This is a genomic window from Achromobacter arsenitoxydans SY8, assembly GCF_000236785.1.
In the GTDB taxonomy this organism is placed as follows: domain Bacteria; phylum Pseudomonadota; class Gammaproteobacteria; order Burkholderiales; family Burkholderiaceae_B; genus Achromobacter; species Achromobacter arsenitoxydans.
On the sequence record NZ_AGUF01000056.1, the window covers coordinates 47,387 to 62,616 of the forward strand.

Annotated in this window: 12 protein-coding genes and 1 tRNA gene; 10 read left to right on the forward strand and 3 right to left on the reverse strand. The window is 67.3% G+C overall.

Translation table 11 applies throughout. From position 1 onward, the window contains the following. The first annotated feature begins 156 nt into the window (after window positions 1–156). The 3 genes from KYC_RS17535 to KYC_RS17545 are packed head-to-tail and all read left to right on the forward strand — an operon-like array spanning window position 157 to window position 2,931. Window positions 157–1,137: a YVTN family beta-propeller repeat protein gene (locus tag KYC_RS17535; protein WP_008164779.1), complete on the forward strand. Its 981-nt coding sequence runs from the start codon at window positions 157–159 to the stop codon at window positions 1,135–1,137. Then, window positions 1,121–1,921, forward strand: coding sequence for a polysaccharide deacetylase family protein (locus tag KYC_RS17540; protein ID WP_008164780.1), 801 nt, complete (start codon window positions 1,121–1,123; stop codon window positions 1,919–1,921). Before KYC_RS17535 ends, KYC_RS17540 begins: the two co-directional genes overlap by 17 nt. Window positions 1,922–1,923: 2 nt before the next feature. After that, window positions 1,924–2,931 carry a sterol desaturase family protein gene (locus tag KYC_RS17545; protein ID WP_043518783.1) on the forward strand — a complete coding sequence of 336 codons (1,008 nt, stop codon included), beginning with the start codon at window positions 1,924–1,926 and terminating at the stop codon, window positions 2,929–2,931. Between the two features lie 76 nt (window positions 2,932–3,007). Here KYC_RS17545 and KYC_RS17550 read toward each other — a convergent pair whose 3' ends face one another. Together KYC_RS17550 and KYC_RS17555 are read right to left on the reverse strand one after the other, a co-directional pair. Further along, on the reverse strand, window positions 3,008–3,514 hold the full coding sequence (locus tag KYC_RS17550) for an acyl-CoA thioesterase (RefSeq protein ID WP_008164784.1): 507 nt from the start codon (window positions 3,512–3,514) through the stop codon (window positions 3,008–3,010). A 77-nt stretch (window positions 3,515–3,591) separates the two neighbouring features. Further along, window positions 3,592–5,157 (reverse strand): DUF1254 domain-containing protein, encoded by a 1,566-nt coding sequence (locus KYC_RS17555; protein WP_008164786.1) that lies wholly within the window; start codon window positions 5,155–5,157, stop codon window positions 3,592–3,594. A 297-nt stretch (window positions 5,158–5,454) separates the two neighbouring features. Here KYC_RS17555 and fdnG point away from each other — a divergent pair, with 297 nt between their 5' ends. The 7 genes from fdnG (at window position 5,455) to KYC_RS17595 (ending at window position 14,611) form a co-directional block, all read left to right on the forward strand. After that, on the forward strand, window positions 5,455–8,523 hold the full coding sequence (fdnG, locus tag KYC_RS17565; protein ID WP_139026528.1) for a formate dehydrogenase-N subunit alpha: 3,069 nt from the start codon (window positions 5,455–5,457) through the stop codon (window positions 8,521–8,523). 10 nt (window positions 8,524–8,533) lie between these two features. Further along, on the forward strand, window positions 8,534–9,433 hold the full coding sequence (gene fdxH, locus KYC_RS17570) for a formate dehydrogenase subunit beta (RefSeq protein WP_008164792.1): 900 nt from the start codon (window positions 8,534–8,536) through the stop codon (window positions 9,431–9,433). Beyond that, window positions 9,426–10,058 carry a formate dehydrogenase subunit gamma gene (locus tag KYC_RS17575; RefSeq protein WP_008164794.1) on the forward strand — a complete coding sequence of 211 codons (633 nt, stop codon included), beginning with the start codon at window positions 9,426–9,428 and terminating at the stop codon, window positions 10,056–10,058. The genes fdxH and KYC_RS17575 overlap by 8 nt, the downstream gene beginning before the upstream one ends. Window positions 10,059–10,147: 89 nt before the next feature. Continuing rightward, complete coding sequence (gene fdhE / locus KYC_RS17580; protein WP_008164795.1) at window positions 10,148–11,080, forward strand: formate dehydrogenase accessory protein FdhE; 933 nt, start codon at window positions 10,148–10,150, stop codon at window positions 11,078–11,080. A 49-nt stretch (window positions 11,081–11,129) separates the two neighbouring features. Continuing rightward, window positions 11,130–12,560: an L-seryl-tRNA(Sec) selenium transferase gene (selA, locus tag KYC_RS17585; protein WP_008164796.1), complete on the forward strand. Its 1,431-nt coding sequence runs from the start codon at window positions 11,130–11,132 to the stop codon at window positions 12,558–12,560. After that, window positions 12,557–14,503 carry a selenocysteine-specific translation elongation factor gene (gene selB, locus KYC_RS17590; protein ID WP_008164797.1) on the forward strand — a complete coding sequence of 649 codons (1,947 nt, stop codon included), beginning with the start codon at window positions 12,557–12,559 and terminating at the stop codon, window positions 14,501–14,503. The genes selA and selB overlap by 4 nt, the downstream gene beginning before the upstream one ends. A 12-nt stretch (window positions 14,504–14,515) precedes the next feature. After that, window positions 14,516–14,611, forward strand: a tRNA-Sec gene (locus KYC_RS17595). Window positions 14,612–14,687: 76 nt separating this feature from the next. Here KYC_RS17595 and KYC_RS17600 read toward each other — a convergent pair. Continuing rightward, a complete protein-coding gene (locus KYC_RS17600; protein WP_008164798.1) occupies window positions 14,688–15,227 on the reverse strand; it encodes a TlpA disulfide reductase family protein in 540 nt (179 codons plus the stop codon). Window positions 15,228–15,230: the final 3 nt, after the last annotated feature.

The following is a 15,230-nucleotide window of genomic DNA, read 5'->3' on the forward strand; positions in this document are numbered from 1 at the left end:
GCGCGCCTGTTGCGGGGTCGCAACAGGCGTGAGCGTTTGTCGCCAAAGCCTGTGCCGGCGGGCTGTTGTGGCCCATTTGTCAGGCAGCTGTGCATAAAATGGCGAGCATCGGGACCCTGCCCGATTTCCCCTTGCCGGATCTTCAAATTGAACCCCATGCATTTTGTCCGCTACGCCCTTTTCGGCGTAGGGATGGCGCTTAGCGCAGCGGCGGCCTCTGCCCCGATTTTCGTCCTGAATTCCCTGGACGCCAACGTCAGCATCATTGATCCGGCCACCTACAAGGAATTGCGGCGCGTGCCCACCGGCAAAGAGCCGCATCACCTGTATCTGACGCCCGATGAAAAGTCGCTCATGGTGGCCAACGCCACCGGCGATTCGATCACCCTGATGGATCCCAAGACGGGCGAAGTGCAGCGCACGCTCACCGGCATCGTCGATCCCTACCAGTTGCAGTTCTCGCCGGACATGAAGTGGTTCGTCACGGCGGCCAACCGCCTGGACCACATCGACATCTATGCCTGGAAGCCGCTGGAAAAGGGCTTCGACCTGAAGCTGGTCAAGCGCATCCAGGCGGGCAAGACGCCCAGCCACATCATGATCGACAAGCACAGCACGACGGCCTACGTGACGCTGCAGGATAGCGACCAGCTCATCGCCATCGACCTGGCCACGCAGACGCCCAAATGGACCGTGTCCGTGGGCAAGACGCCCGCCGACGTGTTCCTGACGCCCGATCAGAAGACGCTGCTGGTGGCGCTGACCGGCGACTCCTACGTCGAGGCCTACGACGTCAGCAACGGCCCGGCCAAGCTGGTCAAGCGCATCCAGACCGCAGCCGGCGCGCACGCCTTCCGCGCGCAGGGCGATCACCGCCACCTGTTCGTCAGCAACCGCACCGCCAACTCCATCAGCCGCATCGACCTGCAAACGCTCGCCGTCGTCGACACCTTCCCGGTGCCCGGCGGCCCCGACTGCATGGACGTGCTGGCCGACGGCAAGACGCTGCTGGTCACTTCGCGCTGGGCGCGCAAGCTCACCGTGGTGGACCTGGAACAGAAAAAGGTCGTCAATCAGGTCACCGTGGGCAAGTCGCCGCACGGCGTCTGGACGCTGAACCATGCGCCTACGCGGTAGGATCCCTCGCGCCGCGTTATGCCTGGCGCTGGCTTCCGTTACGGCGGCCGCCGGCGCGGCGCCGCCTGCCGTCTGCGATAAGCCCGTCTACCTGACCTTCGACACCGGCCACATGGGCGTGGCGCCGCTGATCGCCGACGTGCTGGCCCGCCATCACGTCAAGGCCACGTTTTTCCTGGCCAACGAACGCACGCTGACCGACGGTTCCAGCCTGGACGACGTGTGGGCGCCCTGGTGGAAGGCGCGCGCCGCGGAAGGCCATGTCTTCGCGTCGCACACCTATGACCATGTGTATTGGCAGGGCGACCTGCCGGGCGGCAAGTTCCGCGTGAAGCCAAGCGCCGGTCCCGACGCCGGCAAGCGCGCCGAATGGACGGCCGACCAGTACTGCGCCGAGATCAAGCGGTCCGTCAGCCGTTTCCATCAGATGACGGGCAAGGACATGCTGCCGCTGTACCGCGCGCCGGGCGGCAAAACGTCGCCGGCGCTGCTCCAGGCCGCCAAGGCCTGCGGTTTCGAGCACGTGGGCTGGGCGCCGGCCGGCTTTCTGGGCGACGAGCTGCCCAGCGACAAATACCCCAACGCCAAGCTGCTTGACCAGGCCCTGCGCAACATCAAGCCTGGCGACATCCTGCTCGCCCACCTGGGCATCTGGTCGCGCAAGGATCCCTGGGCGCCCGGCGTGCTCGAACCGCTGATTGTCGGTTTGCAGCGCAAGGGCTATTGTTTCGCTACCTTGAACACCCATCCAGCCTATCGCGACTGGATCGCCACGCATCATTGATCATGGATACGCTTAGCCAACTCTTCGGGGACTGCCAGCAATGGCTCTTCGAGACGGCGATTCAGCCCGCGCTGTTCCACCTGGGCCTGAGCAACCTAATCGAAGACGGCTATGACGCCACCATGTGGCTGCTGGTCGGCCTGCTGCAGGTTGCCGTGCTGGTGCTGGTGTTCGGCCCGTTGCAGCGTCTGCGGCCTGTCGAGCCCGTCACGGATCGCCGCCAGATCGGCATCGACGTCCTGTACACCCTGATCCACCGCCTGGGCGCGTTCCGGCTGGCGCTGTTCTTCACCATCGACCCGTTCTGGGACAGCATCTTCGGCCAGTTGCACGTCTGGGGCTTCGCGCCGTTCCAGCTGGACCAGTACTGGCCCGGCGTGACGGACAAGGCCTGGGTCAGCCTCATCATCTACCTGCTGCTGTTCGATGCGGTGGACTATTTCTACCACCGGGCGCAGCACCGATTCGGCTGGCTCTGGGCGCTGCACGCCGTGCACCACAGCCAGCGCCAGATGACCATCTGGAGCGACGACCGCAACCATCTGCTGGACGACATGCTGCGCGACGTGCTGGTGGTGTTCGTGTCGCAGCTGGTGGGCGTGCCGCCCGCGCAGTTCGTCATGGTGGTGGCCATCACCCAGCTGGCGCAGAGCTTTTCCCACGCCAACCTGCGGATGCACTTTGGCGCGCTGGGCGAGCGCCTGCTGGTCAGCCCGCGCTTTCACCGCCACCATCATTCCATCGCCTACGACGCCTCGTCGCCGGGGCCGGCGGGGGGCTACAACTTCGCGGCGCTGTTTCCCATCTGGGATGTGCTGTTCCGCACCGCCCGGTTCGGCGTGGGCTACGGCCCCACCGGCATCCACGACCAGCAGGCGGAACTGGGCGGACGCGATTACGGCCGCGGCTTCTGGTCGCAGCAGTGGCTGGGCATCAAACGCATGCTGGGCCGCGACCGCGAACCCGCTGCGGTGCCGCCGGCGCCGCCTGCCGGGGTGGAGCGGGCCTGAATAAAAGAAGGCTGGACCAACGTCCAGCCTTCTTCATTTCTTGGCGATGAACCGGTATTCCGGCCCGGCCGCGGGCTCAGGGCTGTGGCGTGTCGTGCGTGGTCTCGCGCTTGATCTCGCCGTGCCGGCGTTCCATTTCCTGGCGCAGTTCGCGCCGCAGACCGGCTGCCTTGAAGCGCTGCTTCTCTTCCAGCGTGCGGGGTTCGAGCGGCGGCACCGCGGTGGGGGCGCCCTGGTCGTCCACCGCCACCATCGTGAAGTAACAGCTGTTGGTGTGGCGCACCAGCTTCTTGCGGATGTCTTCGGTAACGACCTTGATGCCGATTTCCATCGACGTGCGGCCCGTATAGTTCACGGCCGCCAGGAACGTCACCAGTTCGCCCACGTGGATCGGTTCGCGGAAGACGACCTGGTCGACCGACAGGGTCACGACATATTGGCCGGCGTACCGGCTGGCACAGGCGTAGGCCACCTGGTCCAGATACTTGAGGATGGTTCCGCCGTGCACATTTCCCGAGAAATTCGCCATGTCTGGCGTCATCAGGATGGTCATCGACAATTGGTGGCTAAAGGCGTCGTCCATGGCGGGCGGCTCATTCTTGATTAAAACGCCAATGTTAGCGGCTGGCGCCTGACATGACGCCAACGCCAGGGCGGTCTTCAGGGTTTCTTGGCGGCCGCCGCGGGGGCGGAGCGGGCGGGGGGCGCCGGGGCCGCATTCGTGGATGCGGCGGGCGCGGCGGCGGGGGTATCAGCCTGGACGGCCGGCGCGGGCGCCGTGTCCGCGGGCGTTTCCATCGCCGCTTCCGGCTCGTCCCGGCGCACGGCGGGCGGCGCCCACAATCCGTCCACCACGGCTGGGCCCGGCGAATAGATGCGCAGCAATACGCCCACGGGCCCCGCCGCCGGGATGGGAAGCCAGTTCGACTGCGCTTCGGGCTCAGGCGCGGCGTTGCTGAACACCAGGTCGAGCGAGCCGTCCGGGTTGTAGCGCAGCGGGTCGCGGCTGCCCAGCGCGTGCCGGTTGACCGGATTGGGCACGGGCATGCCTTGCGGGTCATAGGCCGCCAGCGACCACAGCGCGTCCGCGGGCGGAAGCTGTCCGGATTCGAAATGCAGCGTGTAGCGGTGCGCGCCATCGAGCAGGGCGCCCTGGCTGTCGGCGGCCAGCAGGAGCACGCTCAGGTCTTCGGGCAAGCCGGCGCCCGGCTGCGCCTGGGCCGTCAGCGCGCGACGCAGATAGGCGTTGCCGTAAACCCCGATGCTGGCGGTCTCCTGCTGCCATCCGTTCGCGCCGCGCAGCGTCTGGCCTGCGGCGGCGTCCATGCGTTCGCGCGCGGCGCGCACGCCGCGCCGCATGCCCTGCTTGGCGGCGTGGTCGAGCTTGTCGAATTCGAAGTTGCGGCCCGGAACCAGGCCCACGCGGCGAAGCTGGGCCAGCACGGGCTGGTCCGTGGCGTGCGGCGGATGCCTGCGCAGCAGCTCCGCGGCATAGGTGAAGAACGCCTCGGTGGGCATGGAATCCACCTGCTCGCGCACCGGGATCTTCAGGTCCAGGGAGGCGTCCGGCTTCGTGCGGGCAGCCTGCGCGGGCAAGTTCCACTGCGCCAGCGGCGTCAGGACGAAGCCGTCCTGCAGCGCGTTGACTGCCGGATAGTCGGGGGCGCCGTCGGCCTGGATCAGAATCTTGGCCCAGACGTGGGCAGTGGGTGCGTCGATGCGCGCCATGCCGGACGGCAGGGTGCCCGTCCAGCCCGGCGGCACGATCACGGTATTGCCCTTGCCGGTGCCGGTGCTGCGCTTGCCCAGCGTGGCGAACACGTCCGTCCACATATCCAGCAGCGTCAGCGTGTAGAGCCGTCCCTGCGTGTCCGGCACGGACAGCACGACCGGCCCGGCCGTCAGGTCCACCCAGGCCGTGCCGCGCAGCATGTCCGGATTGGCCCAGGGCGCGGCGGCGCCGGCCTGGGGCAGGGCGCGTCCGTGCAGGAAGGTATTGGCGGGCGCTCCCTTGGCCCCTTGCGCCGGATGGATGAACTGGCGCCGGGTCAGGTCCATGACGACCAGCGGATAAAAATAGAGATAGCCCTCCATGGCCGCCTGCCGGGCCGCTTCGGTCGCGGCGGCGGCTGGCGTCAGCGCGGCGGGCGCCGCATGCGCGGCAGGGGGCGTCAACGCCTGCAGGGCGCAGGCCAGGAACAGAGCCAGGGGGGCAAGGCGGCGCATCGGCGCTCCAACGGTCGTGCGTAGAAAAGGGGCGGCGGCAGTGGCGGCCCGGGCATTGCGGCGCTGCCGCATAGGCAGCGCCGTCCGCAATGGTAACAGTGCAGCATTCACGCAAAATGCCCGAGAAAAGCGGATATTGCCGCCAGATTTCGGACTGCCCGCAACGGCGCATCAACCCGACGCCGCATGGCGCGCGCCGGAACGTGGGCATATACTGGCACCCATATCCGTGGAAGCCGCAGGGCCTTTCCCGTTTTCAGGTCTGGCTTTCTTCATTCACCAGGAGAGGAGTGCTTCATGGTCAACATGAATCGCCGCCAGTTCTTCAAGGTGACCGGTGCGACGCTGGCAGGCTCCAGCCTGGCATTGCTGGGGGCAGCCCCGGGCACGGCCATGGCCGAAGTGCGCCAGTTCAAGCTTGCGCGCATGACAGAAACGCGCAACACCTGTCCCTACTGTTCGGTCGCCTGTGGTTTGCTGATGTACGGCCTGGGCGACGGCTCGAAGAACGCCCGCGCCAGCATCATGCACATCGAGGGCGATCCGGACCATCCCGTGAACCGCGGCACCCTCTGTCCGAAGGGCGCGGCCCTGATCGACTTCATCCACAGCCCCAACCGCCTCAAGTACCCGGAATACCGGGCGCCCGGGTCGGACAAGTGGGTGCGGATGTCGTGGGACGACGCCCTGACCCGCATCACCAAACTCATGAAGGCCGACCGCGACGCCAACTTCGTCGAGAAGACCGCGGACGGCAAGACCGTCAACCGGTGGCTGACCACCGGCATGCTGGCGGCCTCGGCAAGCAGCAACGAGGTCGGCTACATCACGCACAAGACCGTGCGCAGCATGGGGATGCTGGCGTTCGACAACCAAGCCCGTGTCTGACATGGCCCGACGGTGGCAGGTCTTGCCCCGACGTTTGGCCGTGGAGCGATGACGAACCATTGGGTCGACATCAAGAACGCGGACATAGTATTGATCATGGGCGGCAATGCCGCCGAGGCCCACCCGTGCGGGTTCAAATGGGTCACGGAAGCAAAGGCCCATAACAAGGCGAAGCTGATCGTCGTGGATCCTCGCTTCACGCGCTCGGCATCCGTGGCGGACTTCTACGCGCCCATACGCACCGGCACCGACATCATCTTCCTGGGCGGCGTCATCAAGTACCTGCTGGATAACGACAAGATCCAGCACGAGTACGTGCGCAACTACACCGACTTTTCCTTCATCGTGCGCGAGGACTTCGCCTTCGACGCGGGCCTCTATTCGGGCTACAACGCCGAAAAGCGCACCTACGACAAGGCAAGCTGGGACTACGAGCGCGGCGATGACGGCTACGTCAAGACGGACCCCACGCTGCAGCATCCGCGGTCGGTCTACCAACTGCTCAAGAAGCATTACTCGCGCTACACCTCCGAAATGGTGGAACGCGTCTGCGGCACGCCCAAGGACAAGTTCCTGACGGTGTGCGACATGCTCGCGTCCACGGCCACCACCAACCGCGCGGCCACCATCCTGTACGCGCTGGGCTGGACGCAGCATTCGATCGGATCGCAGATCATCCGCACCGGCGCCATGGTGCAGCTGCTGCTGGGCAACATCGGCATCGCCGGCGGCGGCATGAACGCGCTGCGGGGACACTCGAACATCCAGGGCCTGACCGACCTGGGCCTCATGTCGAACCTGCTGCCTGGCTACATGACGCTGCCCAACGAGCCGGAACAGGACTACGGCAAGTACATCGAGACGCGCACGCTCAAGCCCTTGCGGCCCAACCAGCTCAGTTACTGGCAGAACTACAACAAGTTCCACGTCAGCCTGATGAAGGCCTGGTGGGGCAATGCCGCCACGGCCGAGAACAACTGGGCGTTCGATTACCTGCCCAAGCTGGACAAGCTCTACGACATGCTGCAAGTCTACGAGCTCATGGTCCAGGGCAAGATGAACGGCTATCTTGCGCAGGGCTTCAATCCGCTGGCCGCCGCGCCCAACAAGGCCAAGCTGAACGACGGTTTCGCCAAGCTGAAGTTCCTGGTCATCATGGACCCGCTGGTCACGGAAACCTCGGAATTCTGGCGCAACGCCGGCGAAGCCAACGACGTGGATCCGTCCAAGATCCAGACCGAGGTCTTCCGCCTGCCCACCACCTGTTTCGCCGAGGAAGACGGCGCGCTGGTCAATTCCGGACGCTGGCTGCAATGGCACTGGAAGGGCGCCGAACCCCCGGGCGAGGCCAAGAGCGACATCGAAATCATGGCGCTCATCTTCACGCGCCTGCGCAAGCTGTACCAGGACGAGGGCGGCAAATATCCCGATCCCATCGTCAACCTGTCGTGGCCCTATTCAAACCCGCAGAATCCCTCGGCCGAAGAATTGGCCAAGGAATACGCGGGCAGGGCGCTGGTCGATCTGGCCGATCCGAAGGATCCCGCGAAGATCACGCGCAGGGGCGGCGAACAGCTTGCAGGGTTTGCGGAACTGCGCGACGACGGTTCCACGGCAAGCGGCTGCTGGATCTTCGCCGGGGCCTGGGGCCCCAACGGCAACCTCATGGCGCGCCGTGACAACAGCGACCCCACCGGAATCGGCCAGACCTTGAACTGGGCCTGGGCGTGGCCGGCCAACCGGCGCATTCTCTACAACCGCGCCTCGTGCGACCTGGAGGGCAAGCCCTTCGATCCGCGTCGAAAGCTCGTTTCTTGGAACGGCAAGATCTGGGTCGGCGCGGACATCCCCGACTTCAAGGGCGATGAAAACCCTGCGGGCGGCATGGGGCCGTTCATCATGAACCCGGAGGGCGTGGCGCGCTTCTTTGCGCGGGCGGGCATGGCCGAAGGGCCGTTCCCGGAACACTACGAACCCTTCGAGAACCCGCTGGGATACAACCCGCTGCACCCGAAGGCCAAGGGCGTCACCAGCAATCCGGCCGCGCGCATCTTCAAGGATGACCTGGCCGCGATGGGCACCGTGGAGAACTTCCCGTACGTCGCCACGACCTACCGCCTGACCGAGCACTTCCACTATTGGACCAAGAACGTCCGCATCAATGCCATCCTGCAGCCCGAGCAGTTCGTCGAGATCGGCGAGGCGCTGGCCAAGGAGCTGGGCATACCCAACGGATCGCGGGTCAAGGTGTCGTCCAACCGCGGCTACATCAAGGCGGTGGCCCTGGTCACCAAGCGCCTGCGTCCCCTCACCGTCGAAGGCAAGACGGTGCATCAGGTGGGGATCCCCATTCATTGGGGCTTCGTGGGCGTCGCCAGGCCTGGCTTCCTCACCAACACCCTGACGCCATTCGTGGGCGACGGCAATTCCCAGACGCCGGAATTCAAGTCGTTCCTGGTGAAGGTCGAAAAGGCCTAGGAGAACCGACATGTCCATGCAATCCCTAGACATCAAGCGGCGCTCCGCCACGACCACGCCGCCGCCGGGCATCCGCGAGCCGGTCACGGGCTCGGTGGCCAAGCTGATCGACGTCTCCAAGTGCATCGGCTGCAAGGCGTGCCAGAGCGCCTGTATGGAGTGGAACGACCTGCGCGACGAAATCGGCGTCAACGTGGGCGTCTACGACAACCCGGCCGACCTGACCGAGCACTCCTGGACCGTCATGCGCTTCTCGGAATTCGAGAATCCCGCCGGCGACCTGGAATGGCTGATCCGCAAGGACGGCTGCATGCACTGCGAGGACCCGGGCTGCCTCAAGGCCTGTCCGTCGCCCGGCGCTATCGTCCAGTACACCAACGGCATCGTGGATTTCCACGAGGAAAACTGCATCGGCTGCGGCTACTGCATCACCGGCTGTCCGTTCGACGTGCCTCGCATTTCCAAGAAGGACCACAAGGCGTACAAGTGCACGCTGTGCTCCGACCGCGTGGCCGTCGGGATGGAGCCCGCATGCGTCAAGGCCTGTCCCACGGGCGCCATCGTCTTCGGCACCAAGGACGACATGCACCAGCATGCCGCCGAACGCATCGACGACCTGAAGTCGCGCGGCTTTGAGCAGGCCGGCTTGTACGACCCGCCGGGCGTGGGCGGCACCCACGTCATGTACGTGCTGCATCATGCGGACCAGCCGGGGCTCTACCACGGGTTGCCCGCCGACCCGAAGATCAGCCCCATGGTGTCGCTGTGGAAGGGGCTGGCCAAGCCGCTGGGCCTGGCCGCGATGGCGCTGACCGCGCTGGCGGGCTTCTTCCACTATGCCCGGGTCGGCCGCAACGAAGTCACCGAGGAAGACGAACGCAGGGCCGAAGAGGAGGTGCGCCATGAGTGAAGACCGTCACTATCGCCGCATCCGGCGCTATACCCCGGGTGAACGAACCAACCACTGGATCATCGCCCTGACGTTCATCCTGCTTGCGCTCTCCGGACTGGCGATGTTCCACCCGTCCATGTATTGGCTGTCCAACCTGCTCGGGGGCGGGCCCTGGACGCGGATCCTGCATCCGTTCATCGGGATGGTGATGTTCGTTTGCTTCGCCGTGTTCGCCGGCCACATGTGGCGCCACAACCTTCTGACCAAAGCCGACCGCCAGTGGCTGCGGCAACTCAACGACGTGGTCGAGAACCGCGAAGAAAAGCTCCCGGAAGTCGGCAAATACAACGCCGGCCAGAAGCTGCTGTTCTATGTGCTGATCCTGTGCATGCTGGGGCTGACGGTCAGCGGCATCGTGATATGGCGCGAATATTTCGCGTTCTATTTCCCCATCTGGGTGGTCCGGGCCGCTTCGGTGCTGCACGCGGTTTGTGCGCTGGTCCTGATTTGCGCGATCATTGTGCATATTTACGCGGCGATCTGGGTAAAGGGCTCGCTGACGGCGATGCTGCGGGGCCATGTCACCGCCGGCTGGGCGTGGAAGCACCACCGCGCCTGGTTCCGGGAACAGGTGAAAAAGTAGTCCGCAAATCCTGCCCGCCCTGTAGTGATCGCACGGCTGCTATCCTCTTTCCGAGGCTGGCAGCCGTGTTTGTTTCTCTGGAGACGAAATTGCAGCGAATTCTTCCGCGCGGCGAAATCGAAGCGCTAGACCACAACGCCATTCCCCGCGTCGCCTTGCCGGACCGCCAGGCGGTCTTTGCCGCGCGGGCCGCGCGCCTGCGCACGCTGGCGGATGGCAATCCCGTTGCCGACTACCTGCTCCTGATGGCCAATCTGGTCGACGCCCAGCAGCGCGCCCTGGCGGATTGCGAGGCGCCGCAAGCGTCCGAAGACCGCATTGCCCTGGCCCAGGCGCATGGCATGCCGCCGCTGCAGGCCGTGGGCTGGCCGCGCGACGCGCTGTGGCGCCGCATCCTGGGCCAGCTTGTGGACGACGTGTCGCGCGCCCAGGGGGTGCCCGCCGAGGCCGTCGAGGTCTGCGCCGCGCTGCGCCGCGCGCTGGACCAGAACCCCGAATCCCTGGAAGACCTGGCCGAAGCCGTGCTGTCCGAACAGGACCAGGGCGTGGACAGCGCCGCCGCGCCCTTCGTCATGGCGGCCCTGCAGGTTTACTGGACGGACCTGGCCAGCCGCTTCGATCCCAGGCAGCTTCCCGTCGCCAGTCCGTTCGGCGTGTGCCCCGTCTGCGGCAGCCTGCCGGTCGCCAGCGTCGTGCGCGTGGGCGGCCAGTTCGAAGGCTACCGCTACCTCTGCTGCAGCCTCTGTTCGACCCAATGGCACATGGTGCGCGTGAAGTGTTCGCATTGCGAGGACGTGGAGCAGGTCGCCTACCAGGCCATCGAGGGGCGCTCGCCCGCCATCAAGGCGGAAACCTGCGACCGCTGCCACACCTACCGCAAGATCTTCTACCAGGACAAGGACTTGTACGTGGAGCCGGTGGCGGATGACCTGGCCAGCCTGATGCTCGACGTGCTGGTGGGCGAGGCGGGCTATTCGCGCTCCAGCGGCAATCCGCTGCTGTGGCACGGCGACCAGGACTAGGGCCGGCCAGCCCCAGGCTGTTGGCCCCTACGTTGATTACGGAGTTTGCATGGCTGATCACCCGTCCGGCACCGGCGCGGCCGCCGCATCCGACATTCCTTCGCTGGACCGTCTGCTGAACGCCGAAGCGCTGCGGCCGGCGCTCGATGCCCATGGGCGCACCCAGGTGGTCGCAGCCCTGCGCCGCGATCTCGACGCGCTGCGGCGGCGAGCGCTGGATGGCGGACTGGCGCGCAGCGAACTGGACGCCGCCGCGGTGGCGGCGCGCACGTCGGCGGCGCTCGACCAGGCCGCCCAGCCGCGCCTGCGCGCCGTCTACAACCTGACGGGCACGGTGCTTCATACCAACCTGGGCCGGGCCCTGCTGCCGGACGAAGCCGTCGCGTCGGTGCTGCGCGCGCTGACGTCGCCCGCCAACCTGGAGTTCGACCTGGATACCGGCGGCCGCGGCGATCGCGACGACCTGATCGACGACTTGCTGTGCGAGCTGACCGGCGCCGAGGCCGCCACGGTGGTAAACAACAACGCCGCCGCCGTGCTGCTGATGCTCAATGCGCTGGCGGACCGCCGCGAGGTGGTGGTGTCGCGCGGCGAGTTGGTCGAGATCGGCGGCGCGTTCCGTATCCCGGACATCATGAAGCGCGCGGGCGCCAAGCTCGTCGAAATCGGCACCACCAACCGCACGCACGCGGCCGACTATGAAACCGCCATCGGGCCGCGCACGGCGATGCTGATGAAGGTGCATTGCAGCAACTACGCGGTGACGGGCTTCACCAAGAGCGTGGGCATTGCCGATGTGGCGGCGCTGGCGCATGCGCGGGGCCTGCCGGCCACGGTGGACCTGGGCAGCGGCACGCTGGTGGACCTGACGCAGTTCGGCCTGCCCAAGGAAGACACCGTGCGCGAGACCATCGCCGCGGGCGCCGACCTGGTCACGTTCAGCGGGGACAAGCTGCTGGGCGGGCCCCAGGCCGGCCTGCTGGTGGGTCGGGCCGACCTGATCCGCAAGATCAAGAAGAATCCGCTCAAGCGCGCATTGCGCGTGGGCAAGTTGACGCTGGCTGCGCTGGAGCCCGTGCTGAGCCTGTACCGCGCGCCCGAGTTCCTGGCCGAGCGGCTGACGACGCTGCGGCTGCTGACCCGTCCGCTGCGCGACATCCAGCCGCAGGCCGAACGGCTGCGCGGCGCGCTGGCGCATGCGGCTGGCCCGGGCTATGCGGTGGAGGCGGTGCCTATGTTCAGCCAGATCGGCAGCGGCGCCTTGCCCGTCGACCAACTGCCCAGCTATGGACTGGCGGTGCGCTATGCGGGCAGCGGACGTCCCGGGCGTCATCTGGACAAACTCGAGACGCTGCTGCGGCGGCTGCCGGTGCCGGTGATCGGCCGCATCGCGGACGATGCGCTGTGGCTGGACCTGCGCTGCCTGGAGGCGCGCGACGAGGCGGCCTTCGCCGGGCAACTGGCGGAGCCCCTGGCATGATCATCGGCACGGCCGGCCATATCGACCACGGCAAGACCACGTTGGTGCGCGCCCTGACGGGCGTGGACACCGACCGGCTCAAGGAAGAGAAGGCGCGCGGCATTTCCATTGAACTGGGCTACGCCTATACGCCGCTTGCCAATGGCGACGTGCTGGGCTTCATCGACGTCCCCGGCCATGAAAAGCTGGTGCACACGATGGCGGCCGGCGCCAGCGGCATTGACTTCGGGCTGCTGGTGGTGGCGGCGGACGACGGCGTCATGCCGCAGACCCGCGAGCACCTGGCGATCCTGGCCATGCTGGGCGTGGCGCGGGGCGCGGTGGCGCTGACCAAGGCCGACCGCGCGGAGGCCGCGCAGCTGGCGGCCGTGCGCGGCGAGATCGCGGCGCTGGCGGCGGGCACGTTCCTGGAAGACGCGCCGGTGTTCGCCACAAGCGCATCGCAGGCTGGCGACGCGGGCGTCGCGGAACTGAAAACCTGGCTGCACGAGCAGGCCCAGGCGCTGGCGCGGCGCGACGCGACGGGTCTGTTCAGGCTGGCGGTGGACCGCGTGTTCACGCTGACAGGCCACGGAACGGTGGTGACCGGCACGGCGCACGCCGGGCGGGTCCGCGCCGGGGACGACGCCGCCGATCTGCGGCTGATGCCCGCCGGCACGCGGGTGCGGGTGCGCGGCATCCATGCGCAGAACCAGCCCAGCGAGACGGGCGCGGCCGGGCAGCGCTGCGCGCTGAACCTGGCGGGCATCGACAAGGACGCAATCGCGCGCGGCGACTGGATCGCGGATGCGCGCTGCTTTCTGCCGTCGCGGCACGTGGATGTGGCGCTGACCCTGCTGCCCTCCGCCGACGCTCCGGTGCGCGCGTGGGCGCCGCTGCATGTGCACATCGGCGCGGCGCGCCATGTGGCGCACGTGGTGCCGATCAGCGCCGAATCCCTGGCGCCCGGGCAGTCGGGCTGGGCGCAGCTGGTGTTCGACGAACCCATCTGCGCAATGCCGGGCGACCGCTACATCGTGCGCAATGCGCAGGCGACGCGCACGGTGGGCGGCGGGCGGGTGCTGGACCCGAACGCGCCCGACCGCAAGCGGCGCGCGGCGTCGCGCCTGCAGGGCTTGCAGGCGCTGTCCGACATGCTGGACGGCGGCGGACTGCGTCCCGTGCTGGAGCACGCCGCGCTGGGCCTGGACGAGGCGGCCCTGCAGCGCCTGACGGGCAGGCCGGTGAGCGAGATCGCCGCGCCCGACGGGGCGTTGTGGATCGAAGCGCGCAACGTCCAGGCGCCGCGCACGCTGATCCTGGCCGCGCAATGGGATGCGCTGCGCGCACGCGTGGAGCAGGCCCTGGCCGCCTTTCACCAGGGCGCGCCGGACGAACCCGGGCCGGACAGCGCGCGGCTGCGCCGGATGGCGCTGCCTGCCGTACCGGATGCGCTCTGGACGTCGGTACTGCATCAGCTGCAGCAGGATGGCCGGATTGCGCGCAATGGTCCCTGGCTGCATCTGCCGTCGCACACATCGACGCTGGCGGATGCGGAGTCGAAGCTGGCGGCTCGGCTGCTGCCGCTGCTGGAGCAGGGGGCATTCGATCCGCCGTGGGTGCGGGATCTGGCGCGGGCGCAGGGCGAACCCGAGGACGCGGTGCGCCAGTTGCTGCGCAAGCTGTTGCGGCGCGGAGACGTGGCCCAGGTTGTGAAAGACCTGTTCTATCACCGGGATCAGGTGCGCGCGCTGGCGGCGTTGGCCGCGGACCTGGCGGCGCGTCCCGAGGGCCTGAATGCGGCCGTGTTCCGGGATGCGACGGGGCTGGGGCGCAAGCGGGCGATCCAGATCCTGGAGTTCTTCGACCGGGTGGGCTATACGCGGCGGGTGCGCGATGCGCATGTGCTGCGTGCCGAAAGCGCCTATGCGGCGATGCAGCGGCCCGCCGAGCCAGTATCATAGGCGGGCCGTCACGGAAGGCATTCGTGCCCGGCGGCACGGCCGGGCTTCAAACCCGGTTGGGGGCGTCAGACGTTCCCAGGTAGGTTCGACTCCTGCTGCCTTCCGCCAAGTTCTTTTGGAATGCGATGGGCCTTGCTTGAAGCCCGGTCAGTCACCGGCTCGCCAGCCACTGCCCCCGCCCGCATCAACTGCGCAACATGCGCGTCACGACCCCGCCCACGGCATTCGACTTCCAGTCCAGTTCGCCCAGGTGCCAGTACCTGATCGTCCCGCCTCGATCCACCAGGTAATTGGCGGGCAGCCCCACCGCTTCCCATTTTTTCGACACGGCGCTGTTGCGGTCGTGCAGAACCGTGCCGGCCACGGGCCATTTCTTCAGAAAGGCCGAGATCTTGGCCTGCGATTCGCCGACGTTCACCGCGACCAGGCGCAGGCCTTCTTCGCGGTGGCGCTTGGCCATGGTGGACATGATGGGGATCTCGTCGCGGCAAGGGTCGCACCAGGTGGCCCAGAAGCTGACGATGACGACGTTGCCGCGCCAGGCCGAGAGCTTCAGTTCGCGGCCGGACAAATCGGGCAGCACCAGGGGCGGCGTGGGGCCGGTCCAGGGAGCCCAGTCGGGGCCGGTGGCGGTCTTGAGGGCGGAGTCGCTGGCAGCCCGGGCCCAAAGGGGCAGGGCCGCCAGCGACAGGCCGGATTGCAGAAGGCGGCGGCGGCTGATCAAGGC